Below are 14,562 nucleotides of genomic sequence, written 5' to 3'. Positions count from 1 at the left end.
CTGTCAGCCCTGTATATGCAATGGATGAGACATTAAGAACCGACGCAGACACGTCGGTTTTTTTTATGGCCCTCTTCAGGCGGCAATTCCCGGGCGCACACCTAACGTATGACAAATGGCATAGCTCATTTCTGCCCGGTTCAGAGTGTAGAAATGGAAATCCTTTACGCCCTCACGCGACAGGATTTTCACCATGTCCATGGCGATGTTCGCCCCCACCATTTTGCGCGTTTCAGGATCCTCATCCAGTCCTGCAAACATCGCATTCATCCAGCCCGGCACACGCACGTTAGTCATGGTGGCGAAGCGCTGCAATTGTTTGAAGTTAGAGACGGGCAAAATGCCCGGCACGATTTCAACATCAATACCGGTGGAAACGCAGCGATCACGAAAACGCAGATAGCTTTCAACATCAAAGAAGAACTGGGTAATGGCACGGTTAGCGCCAGCATCAATTTTACGTTTCAGATTGATCAGGTCAGCCTGGGCACTTTTTGCTTCGGGGTGGACTTCCGGATAGGCTGCGACGGTGATATCGAAATCACCGACCTCTTTAAGCAGCGCAACCAGATCGCTGCCGTACATTTCCGGCTTACCGCTATTGGGTGGCAGATCGCCACGCAGCGCCACGATATGGCGAATCCCGTTATTCCAGTAATCCTGTGCAATGGCTTGCAGCTCATCCCGGGTAGCGTCAATACAGGTCAGATGCGGCGCAGCTTCAAGCCCCGTTCGTTCTTTAATACCTTTGATAATGCTGTGTGTGCGGTCACGCTCACCCGAGTTCGCCCCGTAGGTTACAGAGACAAAACTGGGTTTCAGGCTGCTCAGGCGATGAATGGAATTCCACAGCGTTTCTTCCATTTCACTGGTGCGCGGCGGGAAAAACTCAAAAGAGACATTAATTCGCCCGTTTAGCTCTGCCAGGCTCTGATTGAGCGCCTCGCGCTGATTGGCATGAAAGAAACTCATCCTGCTACCTCCGCCCACATCGGTTATCTGTTAACCTGTAAACATCTATACGTTTAGACGTCCAGACACTCAAAATGAACCATTTCCCCACAAGCGTCAACGGATAAATCATTCCAGGAAGTGACAAATATTCAGTCGATGTGAAAGGGCTTTATACATGAGGATGTTAGGGCAGGACAGGCGCCGAAGCGCCTGGAGAAAAGCAACGTCAGAGAAGTCGGGCAAGGCGATTGATATCAGACTGGATAGCGCCGGCGGTAACGTCCCGGCCTGCACCCGGTCCGCGGATCACCAGCGGATTATCGCGATACCAACGGCTGTCGATGGCAAACACGTTGTCACAAGGCAGTAAGGCGGCCAGAGGATGCTCCGGACGTACCGCTTCGACGCCAACACGTGCTTTGCCGTTTGCATCGAAGCGCGCAACATAGCGCAGCACCAGCCCCATCTCCTGCGCGGCTTCAAGCCGTTGCAGCATCTGCTCATTAAGCTCGTCGCCATTTTCGAAAAAGTGATCTATTGATTCATCTTCGCAACTCTGCGGCACCAGCGACTCCACGCGCACCTGATCCGGCTCGATGTCATAGCCTGCTTCACGTGCCAGAATCACCAGTTTGCGCATGACGTCCTGACCCGACAGATCGACGCGAGGATCCGGTTCCGTCAATCCCTGCTGCCACGCCTGATCCACCAGCTCGGTAAAGGGCACCGTGCCATCAAATTGCAGAAACAGCCAGGACAGCGTTCCGGAGAAAATACCGCTGATCGACAAAATCGTGTCGCCGCTTTCCCGTAAATCGCGCACCGTATGGTTTACTGGCAGACCTGCACCCACGGTGGCGTTATACAACCAGTGGCGACCGGTTTTTTCAAAGGCATCCCGAATCTCGCGCCAGGTTTGTGTATCCGATGCTCCCGCCACTTTATTGGCGCTGATGACATGAAACCCATGGCTGGCAAAATCCAGATACTGCTGTGCCAGCGGCTTACTGGCTGTCACATCCAGCACAACCAGATCATCATAAGGGTGCGCGCGCATCCACAGAAACAGCGACTCTTCATCACGCGCTTCCGCTTCATCGTCAAAGAATGCCAGTGCGCGACTGGCGTCCAGACCTTCATAGCTCAGCAGGCTGCGTTGGCTGTCCACCACGCCCGCTAGCACAAACTCGAAACCGGTACGCGCCGACAACGTTTCCTGCTCGCGGGCAAACAACTCCAGCCAGCGAGAACCGATGTTGCCCTTGCCAAACAGCATCAGGCCAATGCGCTTTTCTGCCCGAAACAGGGAACTGTGCAACCCCTGAATGAGATGCTGAGTAGGGCCAACGCGCAGCACCGCAACCACGCTAATGTGCTCTGGCGACTGGCTGATAAATTCGACCGGCTGATCTTTTAGCTGCTGCCAGAAACGGTGCGTGTGCAACGGGTTGCGCGTGACGCCAGCGCCAACCAGCGCGACCAGCGCTAAACCTTCACGTAACTGCAAGTGTCCAGGAAAGCCGGCGTCCTGCAATATAGTAAAGGCACTGTTCACCACTTCAGAGGTGTAGCACAGTTGCAGCAGTTGACGATCGGGATGAATGCCCATCGCCAGCGGACGCATCTGCGCGCGCGTCAGCAGCTGGTCGATCTCTTTTTGAAACAGCGTAAAATCGTGCTGCTCAGGAAGTTGGATCTCTACCAGGCACACGTCGTCGTGGCTGGTGACGATGCGGGCGCCCGTACCGGACGCGAGGACGCGCTCGATACGGGTAGAGCCCTGTTCCGGCTGATAGCTGCAGCGTAACTGCAAATCAATATCGCTGCCCGAGACCGGCTGTAAGGTGCGGGTATGCAGTACCGGGGCTGCCAGACGCGCCAGCTCACTGGCCTCATCCAGGCGCAGTAAGGGCAGCAGACAGGCATCAGAGACTTTGCGGGGATCAGCACTGTAAACGCCCGCCACATCGCTCCAGATCGTCACACGTCCCACGCCTGCCAGCGCACCAATCTGCGTGGCAGAGTAGTCAGAACCATTACGCCCCAGCAGTACCGTTTCTCCCGCGTCATTGCCGCAGATAAAGCCGGTTACCACGATGCGTTTATGCGGATGCTGGGCCAGCAGCGTTTGTAACAACGGCCAGGATTTGCCTTCATCTACCTGCGGCTGGGCGGCCCGTTCCGCACGCAGAAAATCGCGTGCATCCAGCCAGCAGGCATGAAGATCCTGCTGGTTCAGCACCGCTGACATTAAACGTGCAGACCAGATCTCACCATGGCCCACCACTTCCGCATAGACCGCTTCTGTGACGTCACCATCCAGTAACGCCGCCAGTTTTTCGAGGTCGCGAATAAAGGCAGTAATTAAGGGTTCGGCTATTTCGGCAGGTAACAGTGCACTGATGAGCTCACTCTGATAGCGACGTAATGTCTGCTGCACCTGATGTGCGGACAGTCGGTCGCTCTGGCTCAGCTTCAGCCAGCTAATCAGCTGATTGGTCGTCGAGCCCGCGGCCGATACGACCATCATGTCACCTGGCTGGCTGTAATCCGCCATAATGCTGGCGACACGCTGGTAGCAGCGTGCATCTGCAAGGCTGCTGCCACCAAACTTGTGGAGCTGTCTGTTGTTTGGCGTTCCTGCGCCAACTGAACTCGTCATCATCAATCCTCGGCTGCGATCCGGAATGCATTATCCAAATCGGCAATTAAATCTTCGTGGTCTTCAATACCTACTGAAATACGTAGCAATGTTTCAGAGATGCCTGCTGCGGCCCGGGCCTCTGCAGACATACCTGCATGGGTCATGGTCGCCGTGTGTGAAATCAAGCTTTCAACGCCGCCCAACGACTCCGCCAACGTGAACAACTCAAGCGCTTTAAGAAAACGGCGCAACCGGGCTTCATCGCCGTCCAGCTCAAAACTGAGCATGGCACCGAATCCACGCTGCTGGCGTGCAGCGAATTCATGCCCCGCGTTTTCCGGCAGTGAAGGATGATACAACGTTTTCACCAGCGGCTGTTGCTTGAGATAATCAACAATGGCTAACGCATTACGTTGCGCAGCGGCCATACGTGGGCCCAGCGTGCGCATTCCGCGCAGCAGCAGATAGCTGTCAAAAGCGGAGCCGGTGACCCCAATATTATTGGCCCACCAGGCTAAATCGGTCGCCGCCTGCGGATCTTTAGCAATCACGGCACCGGCTACCACGTCAGAGTGGCCATTCAGGTATTTGGTACAGGAGTGAATGACCAGATCCGCACCCAGTGCCAGAGGATTTTGCAGTGCCGGACTCATAAAGGTGTTGTCCACGACGCTGACGGCGCCCGCCGCACGCGACGCTGCGCAAATGGCGGCGATATCCACCACGCGCAATAGCGGGTTACTGGGGCTTTCAACCAGCACCAGTTTAGGCTTCTCATCCAGTGCCGCCTGAAGCGCAGCTTTATCACCCTGATCGACAAACTTTACCCGGTAAGCGCCCCGCTTACTCAGACTGTCGAACAGCCGATAGCTGCCGCCATAACAGTCGTGCGGCGCAACCAGCAGATCGCCAGGCTTCAGGAACACGGTTGTCACCAGATGAATCGCGGACATGCCGGTATTGGTCAGCACCGCGCCCGCTCCGCCTTCCAGCTCTGCCAGGGCACGCTGCACCACATCTCGCGTGGGGTTACCACGACGGGAATAGTCATGCGCTCGGGGCTCATTGAAATCATGGAAGTTATAGGTGCTGGAAAGATGGATGGGCGGGACAACGCAGCCGTATTGCTCGTCGTCATTCAAACCGCTGCGCACTGCGATGGTTGCCTGTTTACGCGTCATAGGGCTAACTGTTCCTGAGGTATGAAATAAGTTGCCAACAGGATATCATCTTGCTTTTAGACGTCAATACATCTGGACATCCAAATGTCTTTGCGTATAGATTGAGCATCGTCGCAATAACCGCTAAAATTATGCGCCCATACCTGGCGTTCAACTCCATTAGCACTGTGCGTTGAACGAAGAAACCCGCCAGAGAAGGGGTCAGGTAGAAGAAAATCAGGCATAATCGGCTGATTTCGTAACTTTTAACTTTTATTGATTAAGGTATCCCATGGCTGAATGGAACGGCGAATATATCAGCCCGTACGCTGAGCACGGCAAAAAGAGCGAACAGGTTAAAAAAATCACGGTATCAATTCCGTTAAGCGTGCTGAAAATTCTGACAGACGAACGGACACGTCGTCAGGTTAACAACCTGCGTCACGCGACAAACAGTGAACTCCTGTGCGAAGCCTTCTTGCATGCTTTTACCGGACAACCGTTACCTAATGATGTCGACCTGCGTAAAGAACGTAACGACGAAATACCGGAAGCCGCGAAAAAAATTATGCGTGACATGGGCATCGACCCGGATACCTGGGAATACTGATTTTCAGACATAAAAAAACCCAGCCTGAGCTGGGTTTTTCTTGCCGCCGAACAGATGTCCGAATGCCGTTTCTTATTTTTTGGTGCCTGGCACGCTGAAACGCTTGTTGAAGCGGTCAACGCGGCCACCAGTGGCAACTTCACGCTGCTTACCGGTGTAGAACGGGTGGCACTTACCACAAACGTCCAGGTTCAGTTCGTGAGTCAGCGTAGAGCGAGTGTGAATCACGTTACCGCAAGTACAGTTGATGGTAACTGCTTCGTATTTTGGGTGAATACCTTGTTTCATGGGAAACCTCATATAAGGCCGTGTCGCTCTCCGCGCCAGGACGTGAACCTGCGCAGCACCACACGCGATTGAACATTAATGGTGAACTCCGGCAAGGTCTTTCTTACCGAAGGCGGCATATTATACAGGCTAATGTTTAACGCTGCAAATGTCGCCTGAGATACACGCCGTGTGCGTCAGCGTGTACACTAACCGCCCTGCTAGATGAACCGGAAAGAGACTGTTATGCCCGTTGTTCAGGTTGCCCTGCCCGTTCCCCTTCCTCGCCTGTTTGACTACCTGCCTCCTGTCGGCGTGCAGCCGGTCATTGGCGGTCGGGTGATCGTGCCTTTTGGTAACCGAAAAATGACCGGTATCGTGGTGGCATTACCTGACACCAGCGACCTGCCCGCAACCCAGCTCAAACAGGTGATATCGGTGCTGGACAGCGAGTCGCTGTTTCCCCCGTCTCTGTGGCGCATTCTCCACTGGGCGGCGAACTACTATCATTCACCGCTCGGCGAGGTACTGAGCCATGCGCTACCGGTGCTGCTCAGACAAGGTAAACCTGCCCAGGATAATCCCTTATGGCGTTGGGAAATTACCGAGCAGGGCCGGGCTACTGCTCCCGAGAGCCTGAAGCGGGCCCCCAAACAGCAGCAAGGGCTTGCAACGCTGCGACAGCGGCCGCTTTATCGTCATGAAGTCACTGAGCACGATCTCACCGATGCCGCCATGCAGGCGCTGCGTGCCAAAGGGTTATGCGAATTACATGAGCATCAGCCACACAGGCATGACTGGCGCAGCAGCTTCGCGGTCAAAGGTGAACGCTTGCGCCTGAATACCGATCAGGCGACGGCAGTTGGGGCGATACGCAGTGAAGATGAGCATTATGCGGCCTGGCTACTGGCGGGAATTACCGGATCAGGCAAGACTGAAGTTTATCTCAGCGTGCTGGAAAACGTCCTGGCCAGAGGAAAACAGGCCCTGGTGCTGGTGCCGGAAATCGGCCTGACGCCACAAACCATTGCCCGTTTTCGCGAACGTTTTGATGCGCCGGTTGATGTGCTGCACTCAGCGCTGAATGACAGCGAACGCCTTTCTGTCTGGCTACGGGCGCGCAGAGGAGAGAATGCCATCATCATCGGCACGCGCTCGGCCCTGTTTACCCCGATGGCGCGTCCGGGCGTCATTATTATCGATGAAGAGCACGACAGTTCTTATAAGCAGCAGGAAGGCTGGCGCTATCAGGCTCGCGATCTGGCTGTGTTTCGCGCCCATGAAGAGAATATTCCTGTCATCATGGGTTCCGCGACACCGGCGCTGGAAAGCCTGCACAACGTGCGTAACGGCAAATACCGTCAGCTCGACCTGATGAAACGAGCCGGTAACGCCAAACCCGCTCTGCAGCAGCTAATCGATTTGAAAGGTGTACAGCTGACAGGCGGCCTGGCGCCTGCCCTGATCTTCAAAATGCGCCAGCATCTGAAAGCTGATAACCAGGTGCTGCTTTTCCTGAACCGCCGTGGTTTTTCACCTGCGCTGATCTGCCACGACTGCGGCTGGATTGCCGAATGCCAGCGCTGCGATCGCTATTACACTCTGCATCAACATCATCGTCAGTTGCGCTGCCACCATTGTGACAGCCAGCGGCCGCTGCCCAACCAGTGTCCACAATGTGGTTCAACTCACCTGTTACCGGTGGGCGTAGGGACGGAACAGCTTGAGCAGCAGTTGGGCACGTTATTTCCCGGTGTGCCGGTCTCGCGCATCGACCGGGATACCACCAGCCGCAAAGGCGCGCTGGAGCAGCATCTGGCGGATGTCCATCGCGGCGGCGCGCGTATTCTTGTGGGAACCCAGATGCTGGCAAAAGGGCATCATTTTCCTGATGTGACGCTGGTGTCACTGCTGGACGTCGACGGTGCCTTGTTTTCCGCTGACTTCCGCGCCGCAGAACGCTTCGCTCAACTTTATACTCAGGTAGCCGGCCGCGCCGGTCGGGCTGGTAAGCAAGGCGAAGTCTTGCTGCAAACACACCATCCTGAGCATCCGCTTCTGCAAACGCTGCTCCACCAGGGCTACTTCGCTTTTGCCCAGCAAACGCTGTTGGAGCGCCAGTCGGTTTTTCTCCCGCCGTGGACACATCATGCGCTGTTTCGTGCGGAGGACATGGACAACCATCAGGCTGCAGAATTTCTGCAACAGCTGCGTAATATGCTGGAAGCCAGCCCGCTTAACGACACGGCAATGTGGTTCATGGGGCCACTGCCTGCCCTGCAGCCAAAGCGGAGCGGTCGCTGGCGCTGGCAGTTGCTGGTGCAGCATCCTTCACGCAAACGTCTGCAACAGCTGCTGAGTAGTTCGTTACCGCTGACGGGCACTTTACCGGCCTCGCGCAAGGTGAAGTGGACGCTGGACGTGGATCCTACCGAAAGCTAGGCCCGGGCAGGTTGTGAGAGGGATCGAAAAACGTCGCATAAGTCACAATTTTTATGCAAATTAAGTAACGGCCCGGCATCGCAATCGATAACAATGGTGCCTGGCCTGTTTTTACCTCAGACAATACGAACGTTGAATGCGCGATTACGCATCAGGAGCATGTGTTGGATCAGAATCAACCGTCGGCTGCCGCCACGATGAAAGACGTCGCAGAAAAAGCTGGCGTCTCAACCGCTACCGTGTCGCGTGCACTCATGAACCCGGAAAAAGTCTCTTCGGCCACGCGTCAGAAAGTCGAACAGGCCGTGGCTGACGTCGGCTATGCCGCCCAGAGTCTGTCCCGCCATGCCAGACGCAATGACACGCAGACGCTGCTGCTGATCGTCCCCAATATCTGCGATCCTTTCTTCAGTGAAATTATCCGCGGTGTTGAAGTCGCCGCCTCAAAGGCTGGTTATCTGGTGCTTATCGGCGACTGCGCACACCAAAAACCGCAGGAGTGGACGTTTTTAAACCTGATGCTGACCCGGCAGATCGATGGCATCGTGCTGCTGGGCGCACAGTTACCCTTTGATGTGAGTCCTGAAGAGCAGCGCAATCTTCCGCCGATGGTGATGGCGATTGAGTTCTCGCCAGAAATGTCGTTACCCACCGTCAATATCGATAACCTGACGGCCTCGTTTGTCGCGGTCAATCACCTGCTGCAGTTGGGTCATAAACGCATTGCCTGCCTGACGGGACCGGAAGACGTTGCGCTGTGCCAGTATCGCCTGCAGGGTTATGTGCAGGCCTTACGTCGCAGCGGCATCAACGTGGATCCCACGTATATCGTTCGGGGTGACTTCACCTTTGAATCCGGCGTTGATGCCATAAATCAGCTATTGGCTTTACCACAGCCGCCACGAGCCCTGTTTTGTCATAGCGATATCATGGCCATCGGCGCTATCAGCCAGGCAAAACGGCTGGGCCTGCGCATACCGGAAGACCTGTCGGTTGTGGGGTTCGACGATATCGAACTCTCGCGCTACTGCGAGCCGCCGCTCACCACGGTAAAACAGCCCTGTTTTGAGATAGGTTGTGAAGCCGTGCGGCTGTTACTGAATGAACTACAGGGTAATTGCACTCATAACGGTTCAACGCTGCTGGATGCCGAACTGGTGGTGCGTGGTAGCACAACTTTGGCAAAAAAGGATGAAAGATAGGTAAAAATTTCCGCTATTTTCAGGGGATTCTTAGGGCTATCATTGCTGGTCAAAGTTCCGGCCCTTAAGTAACATGGCGGGCTCCTTGCCGGGCGTGTGGTAACAACGGATTCGCCTACGTGGCATCATATTTTCAAGGGTATCAGGACGAGAGTGGCACAAAAAGATTATGTAGGCCGCGGGCGTTCAACAGGGACGCGTCGCAAGAAAAGCCCAAGCCGTGGCAAAAAAACAAAAAGCGGTTCAGGCACCTCTAAATTAATGATTGTACTGGCGGTTGCTGTATTGGTGACCTTTGCCGGTGGTTTATGGTTCCTGGCGCACCACAAGAAAGAAGACGTGCCGGTTATTACGGATCATAAAGCCAACGGTAATGGCTTACCGCCAAAGCCTGAAGAACGCTGGAAATACATCAAAGAGCTGGAAAACCGTCAGGTCACTGTGCCGACCCCAAGCGAGCCTACCTCCGGTGGCGAAGTGCAGTCGCATACACAACTGACCGACGAGCAACGCCAGCTGCTTGAGCAAATGCAGGCGGATATGCGTCAGCAACCCACCCAATTAAATGAAGTGCCGTGGAACGAGCAGACGCCAGCTCAACGCCAGCAAACGCTGCAGCATCAGCAGCAGGTGCAGCAACTTCAGCGACAGCAACAGCTCCAGCAACAGCAACTGCAGTCGCAGCAACGTCAGCAGCAGGCACAACAGCAACAGCAACGCCAGCAACAACTACAGCAGCAGCGTCAGGAGCAGCATACTCAGCAACAGCAGAGTGTGCAGCAGACACAACCCGCGCCTGTTACGCGTGAACCTACTGCTCAGCCTAAAACGCAGGATACCGCCAAAGCAAAACCGGCGGAAAAAGCAGCCTCGCAACGCTGGATGGTGCAGTGTGGCTCGTTTAAGGGAACAGAGCAGGCTGAATCAGTACGCGCCGCACTGGCGTTTGAAGGGTTTGAAAGCCGTCTGACCTCCGGCGGTGGATGGAATCGTGTCGTGGTAGGGCCTTTTAAAGACCGCGCCAGCGCAGACAGCACGCTGAAACGTCTGCGCGCTTCAGGACATTCCGGCTGCATTCCGCTCGCTGTTGGGGGTTGAAACCCGTCAAACCTGCCCCATATCTGTCTGCATGATCCTCCGCGCCCTGGGCGCGGAGCTTTTTTCCGACAGTAAAAGGGGTCTGCCCGTGACAACAATAGTAAGTGTTCGACGCAACGGCCAGGTAGTGATTGGCGGCGATGGCCAGGCTACGCTCGGTAATACCGTAATGAAAGGCAACGTCAAAAAAGTGCGTCGTCTTTACAACGATAAAGTGATTGCTGGCTTTGCTGGCGGCACTGCAGATGCCTTTACCCTGTTTGAACTCTTCGAACGCAAACTTGAAATGCATCAGGGCCATTTGGTGAAAGCGGCCGTTGAGCTGGCGAAAGACTGGCGCACCGACAGAATGTTACGCCGCCTGGAAGCGCTGCTGGCGGTGGCGGACGAATCGGCATCGCTGATCATCAGCGGTAATGGTGACGTCATCCAACCCGAAAACGACCTTATTGCTATCGGTTCTGGCGGTCCCTATGCCCAGGCCGCTGCCCGCGCCTTGTTAGAAAATTCTGAATTGAGTGCGCGCGACATCGTTGAGAAATCGCTGAATATCGCTGGCGATATTTGCATCTATACCAACCACAACGTTAATTTCGAAGAATTAACGTCCAAGTCGTAAGGATTTAAACATGTCTGAGATGACTCCACGCGAAATCGTCAGCGAGCTGAACCGCTTTATTATTGGCCAGGACAGCGCTAAGCGCGCCGTGGCTATTGCCCTGCGTAACCGCTGGCGCCGTATGCAGCTTGACGAAGAGCTGCGTCACGAAGTGACACCTAAAAATATTCTCATGATCGGCCCAACCGGTGTGGGTAAAACAGAAATTGCTCGCCGTCTGGCAAAACTGGCCAACGCGCCGTTCATCAAAGTTGAAGCCACCAAGTTCACCGAAGTAGGCTATGTCGGTAAAGAAGTCGACTCCATTATTCGTGACCTGACGGACTCCGCGATCAAAATGGTGCGCAGCCAGGCCATTGAGAAGAACAAATATCGCGCAGAAGAAATGGCGGAAGAGCGCATTCTTGATGTGCTTATCCCACCGGCGAAAAATAACTGGGGACAGCCGGAACAAACCAGCGAGCCTTCATCTGCACGTCAGTCTTTCCGCAAGAAGCTGCGTGAAGGCCAGCTCGACGATAAAGAAATTGAGATCGATTTAGCCGCAACAGGCCCTGGCGTTGAAATCATGGCGCCGCCGGGCATGGAAGAGATGACCAGCCAGCTGCAGTCCATGTTCCAGAACCTGGGCGGGCAGAAACAGAAACCGCGCAAGCTGAAAATCAAAGAAGCCTTTAAGCTGTTGATTGAAGAAGAAGCCGCCAAGCTGGTGAATCCGGAAGAGCTGAAGCAGGATGCCATTGATGCGGTAGAACAGCACGGCATCGTGTTCATCGATGAGATAGATAAAATCTGTAAGCGCGGCGGACAAAACGCCGGCGGCCCGGACGTCTCACGTGAAGGCGTTCAGCGCGACCTGCTGCCACTGGTAGAAGGCTGCACCGTGTCGACCAAGCACGGCATGGTCAAGACTGACCATATTCTGTTTATCGCCTCAGGTGCGTTCCAGGTTGCCAGCCCGTCCGACTTGATTCCTGAGCTGCAGGGTCGTTTACCGATCCGTGTTGAACTCCAGGCCCTGACGGTGAATGATTTCGAGCGCATCCTGACCGAACCTAATGCTTCAGTCACAGTGCAGTACAAAGCGCTGATGAATACCGAAGGCGTGAACATTCACTTTACTGACGATGGTATTCGTCGCATCGCGGAAGCCGCATGGCAGGTCAACGAAACCACTGAAAACATCGGTGCGCGTCGCTTGCATACCGTGCTGGAACGTCTGATGGAAGATATTTCCTATGATGCCAGCGATCGGAGCGGTGAATCCGTCACCATTGATGCCGAATATGTGGGTAAACATCTGGATGAGCTGGTTGCAGACGAAGACCTGAGCCGCTTCATCCTGTAAGGTTCATCTGTCTATGTGCTGTATCAAAGCCCGGCCAGTTTGGCTGGGCTTTTTTCTGCATGCGCTTGATGCGGTACCGGTTTTTTACCACTGATGATTTTGCCAACAATTGGCATTAAGCGATATACTTAGCGCTCCTGTGGCAAACAGACGAAACCCTTATGAAATACGATACTTCTGAACTCTGCGACATCTACCACGAAGAAGTGAACGTTGTTGAACCGCTTTTTTCAAATTTCGGTGGGCGGACCTCATTCGGCGGTCAGATAACCACAGTGAAATGTTTTGAAGACAACGGGCTGCTTTACGATCTGCTGGAAGAGAACGGTCGTGGCCGCGTGTTGCTGATCGATGGCGGTGGCTCAGTACGCCGCGCTTTGGTTGATGCGCAGCTTGCCCGACTGGCAGCGCAGAATGAGTGGGAAGGCATCGTGGTTTACGGTTCGGTACGTCAGGTGGACGAACTGGAAGAACTGGAAATCGGCATTCAGGCTATCGCCGCGATTCCGGCAGGCGCGGCCGGTGAAGGCATTGGCGAAAGCGATGTGCGCGTAAATTTCGGCGGCGTCACCTTCTTCTCTGGCGACCATCTCTATGCGGATAACACCGGTATGATTTTATCGGAAGATCCACTCGACATTGAATAATGTCAGCAAACGAAAACGGGTGCCAGGCACCCGTTTTTCGCATTAGTTGAGGCTTATACCTCTTCCATTTTTCCCAACAGCGCACGCAGGCGTTCTTGCCAGACATGCTGCTCCTCTTTCAGATGCTGATTTTCGCGCATCAGTGCTTCATGGTTGCCAGCAGCATTCTGCGCGTCGTGACGCAGGTTGTTGTTCTGCTCTTTCAGCTCTTCAATTTCCATTTGCAGCAGGGTGATAGTATCAATCGCCTGCTGTACTTTTGCTTCCAGTTTCTCAAACACTTCAAATGACATCTTTCTGACCTCTCCTAAAATCCTGCAAGGCGTTGATGATGCCAGCTTTCGCACATAAGGCGTTTACCAGCAACGTTGTCCCGATTGTATGTAGCCTCATCACGCAAGTCCAGCAACGCGGGCCTGCAGACCGCCCTCAGTAACATTTTTCAGCCTAACCCTAAAATGTTCCTTTCCCACCTGTTTGCGTAGCGAAGCTGGTAAAGGCGGATGAAAACGGCCCGAATGGCGCTTAAGGAAAATCAAAACACGCGAAAACGCGCATTTTTTTGACACACTACACAAAAATCGATTTCGCTATTTCTCGTTTATGCTCGTTAACGATAAATTAACAACAGCCCTACATCAAAGATGGGTGACTCACGGAATGAGAACAAAAACTGATAAAATTTAACCTCGCTTCAGGAACAACTATCATGAGTCAGACTACAACCACACTCAAAGGTCAGTGTATTGCCGAATTTCTGGGTACCGGTTTGATCCTGTTTTTTGGCGCGGGTTGCGTTGCCGCGCTTAAGCTGGCTGGTGCCACTTTTGGCCAATGGGAAATCTGTATCGTCTGGGGGCTGGCCGTTTCTATGGCGGTCTACCTCAGCGCAGGTGTGTCAGGTGCCCATCTCAACCCGGCAGTGACTGTCGCACTCTGCCTGTTCGCTAATTTCGAAGGCCGCAAAGTCCTCCCTTATATTCTGTCTCAGGTCGCCGGTGCTTTCTGTGGCGCGGCGCTGGTCTACGGACTTTACTACAGCTTGTTTATCAATTTCGAACAAAGTCATAACATGGTACGGGGTTCAGTTGAAAGCCTGAGCCTGGCGGGCATTTTTTCGACCTACCCGAATCCGCAAATTAGCGTAGGTCAGGCCTTCCTGGTTGAAATGGTGATTACTGCAGTCCTGATGTCCGTGATTATGGCACTGACCGACGATGGCAATGGCGTCCCGCGTGGCCCGATGGCACCGCTGCTGATTGGCCTGCTGGTTGCCGTTATTGGTGGCTCTATGGGCCCACTGACCGGCTTTGCTCTGAACCCGGCACGTGACTTCGGACCGAAAGTGTTCGAGTGGCTGGCTGGCTGGGGCAGCGTTGCCTTCACTGGCGGTCATCAGATTCCGTATTTCCTTGTGCCAATTTTTGGCCCACTGGTCGGTGCTTGCCTGGGAGCCTTTGGTTATCGCGCCCTGATTGGCCGCCATTTACCCGGTGCGGTGATTTCCCCACCGATCAGTGACAAACCGATTGCGTCCGCGCATGAACGTAAAGCGTAAGTTCCACTTTTTA

At 54.3% G+C, this 14,562-nt stretch carries 13 protein-coding genes; 8 read left to right on the top strand and 5 right to left on the bottom strand.

Annotation, left to right across the window (positions count from 1 at the left end; all coding sequences use genetic code 11):
- Window positions 1-75: 75 nt before the first annotated feature.
- From metF to metB, 3 genes are all read right to left on the bottom strand, one after another.
- Complete coding sequence (gene metF / locus GKC68_RS01460; protein ID WP_028723149.1) at window positions 76-972, bottom strand: methylenetetrahydrofolate reductase; 897 nt, start codon at window positions 970-972, stop codon at window positions 76-78.
- A 208-nt stretch (window positions 973-1,180) separates the two neighbouring features.
- Window positions 1,181-3,616, bottom strand: coding sequence for a bifunctional aspartate kinase/homoserine dehydrogenase II (locus tag GKC68_RS01455; protein WP_311092758.1), 2,436 nt, complete (start codon window positions 3,614-3,616; stop codon window positions 1,181-1,183).
- 2 nt (window positions 3,617-3,618) lie between these two features.
- On the bottom strand, window positions 3,619-4,779 hold the full coding sequence (gene metB, locus GKC68_RS01450) for a cystathionine gamma-synthase (RefSeq protein ID WP_089529053.1): 1,161 nt from the start codon (window positions 4,777-4,779) through the stop codon (window positions 3,619-3,621).
- Between the two features lie 271 nt (window positions 4,780-5,050).
- On the opposite strand from metB, the gene metJ reads away from it, so the two are divergent.
- Entirely contained in the window at window positions 5,051-5,368 is a 318-nt protein-coding gene (metJ, locus tag GKC68_RS01445) for a met regulon transcriptional regulator MetJ (protein ID WP_013027687.1), read from the top strand.
- 72 nt (window positions 5,369-5,440) lie between these two features.
- Here metJ and rpmE read toward each other — a convergent pair whose 3' ends face one another.
- Entirely contained in the window at window positions 5,441-5,656 is a 216-nt protein-coding gene (gene rpmE, locus GKC68_RS01440) for a 50S ribosomal protein L31 (protein WP_006121308.1), read from the bottom strand.
- A 225-nt stretch (window positions 5,657-5,881) separates the two neighbouring features.
- On the opposite strand from rpmE, the gene priA reads away from it, so the two are divergent.
- The 6 genes from priA to rraA all read left to right on the top strand — a co-directional run bounded on the left by priA (window position 5,882) and on the right by rraA (window position 12,991).
- Entirely contained in the window at window positions 5,882-8,077 is a 2,196-nt protein-coding gene (gene priA / locus GKC68_RS01435; protein ID WP_047714747.1) for a primosomal protein N', read from the top strand.
- A gap of 164 nt (window positions 8,078-8,241) precedes the next feature.
- On the top strand, window positions 8,242-9,279 hold the full coding sequence (gene cytR / locus GKC68_RS01430; RefSeq protein WP_047714746.1) for a DNA-binding transcriptional regulator CytR: 1,038 nt from the start codon (window positions 8,242-8,244) through the stop codon (window positions 9,277-9,279).
- A 153-nt stretch (window positions 9,280-9,432) separates the two neighbouring features.
- Window positions 9,433-10,377: a cell division protein FtsN gene (gene ftsN / locus GKC68_RS01425; RefSeq protein WP_089529056.1), complete on the top strand. Its 945-nt coding sequence runs from the start codon at window positions 9,433-9,435 to the stop codon at window positions 10,375-10,377.
- 88 nt (window positions 10,378-10,465) lie between these two features.
- Window positions 10,466-10,996: an ATP-dependent protease subunit HslV gene (hslV, locus tag GKC68_RS01420; protein ID WP_028723155.1), complete on the top strand. Its 531-nt coding sequence runs from the start codon at window positions 10,466-10,468 to the stop codon at window positions 10,994-10,996.
- 10 nt (window positions 10,997-11,006) lie between these two features.
- A complete protein-coding gene (gene hslU, locus GKC68_RS01415) occupies window positions 11,007-12,344 on the top strand; it encodes an HslU--HslV peptidase ATPase subunit (RefSeq protein WP_028723156.1) in 1,338 nt (445 codons plus the stop codon).
- Between the two features lie 161 nt (window positions 12,345-12,505).
- The gene (gene rraA / locus GKC68_RS01410; RefSeq protein ID WP_013027693.1) at window positions 12,506-12,991 is read left to right on the top strand and encodes a ribonuclease E activity regulator RraA; all 486 of its coding nucleotides are present in this window, start codon (window positions 12,506-12,508) and stop codon (window positions 12,989-12,991) included.
- 53 nt (window positions 12,992-13,044) lie between these two features.
- On the opposite strand, the gene zapB is transcribed toward rraA, so the two are convergent.
- Complete coding sequence (gene zapB, locus GKC68_RS01405) at window positions 13,045-13,284, bottom strand: cell division protein ZapB (RefSeq protein ID WP_014594885.1); 240 nt, start codon at window positions 13,282-13,284, stop codon at window positions 13,045-13,047.
- Between the two features lie 416 nt (window positions 13,285-13,700).
- On the opposite strand from zapB, the gene GKC68_RS01400 reads away from it, so the two are divergent.
- Entirely contained in the window at window positions 13,701-14,549 is an 849-nt protein-coding gene (locus GKC68_RS01400; RefSeq protein ID WP_028723157.1) for an MIP/aquaporin family protein, read from the top strand.
- The last annotated feature ends 13 nt before the right edge of the window (window positions 14,550-14,562 follow it).

Source organism: Pantoea sp. RSPAM1, from assembly GCF_038816185.1.
Classification (GTDB): Bacteria; Pseudomonadota; Gammaproteobacteria; order Enterobacterales; family Enterobacteriaceae; genus Pantoea; species Pantoea ananatis.
Note: the sequence above shows the minus strand (reverse complement) of the source record. Positions and strands in the feature narration are given on the sequence as shown.

Excerpts from the sequence above, each read along its gene's own strand:
- metF (WP_028723149.1), bottom strand. The coding sequence starts at position 972 with ATGAGTTTCTTTCATGCCAATCAGCGCGAGGCGCTCAATCAGAGCCTG.
- GKC68_RS01455 (WP_311092758.1), bottom strand. The coding sequence starts at position 3,616 with ATGACGAGTTCAGTTGGCGCAGGAACGCCAAACAACAGACAGCTCCAC.
- metB (WP_089529053.1), bottom strand. The coding sequence starts at position 4,779 with ATGACGCGTAAACAGGCAACCATCGCAGTGCGCAGCGGTTTGAATGAC.
- metJ (WP_013027687.1), top strand. The coding sequence starts at position 5,051 with ATGGCTGAATGGAACGGCGAATATATCAGCCCGTACGCTGAGCACGGC.
- rpmE (WP_006121308.1), bottom strand. The coding sequence starts at position 5,656 with ATGAAACAAGGTATTCACCCAAAATACGAAGCAGTTACCATCAACTGT.
- priA (WP_047714747.1), top strand. The coding sequence starts at position 5,882 with ATGCCCGTTGTTCAGGTTGCCCTGCCCGTTCCCCTTCCTCGCCTGTTT.
- hslU (WP_028723156.1), top strand. The coding sequence starts at position 11,007 with ATGTCTGAGATGACTCCACGCGAAATCGTCAGCGAGCTGAACCGCTTT.
- rraA (WP_013027693.1), top strand. The coding sequence starts at position 12,506 with ATGAAATACGATACTTCTGAACTCTGCGACATCTACCACGAAGAAGTG.
- zapB (WP_014594885.1), bottom strand. The coding sequence starts at position 13,284 with ATGTCATTTGAAGTGTTTGAGAAACTGGAAGCAAAAGTACAGCAGGCG.
- GKC68_RS01400 (WP_028723157.1), top strand. The coding sequence starts at position 13,701 with ATGAGTCAGACTACAACCACACTCAAAGGTCAGTGTATTGCCGAATTT.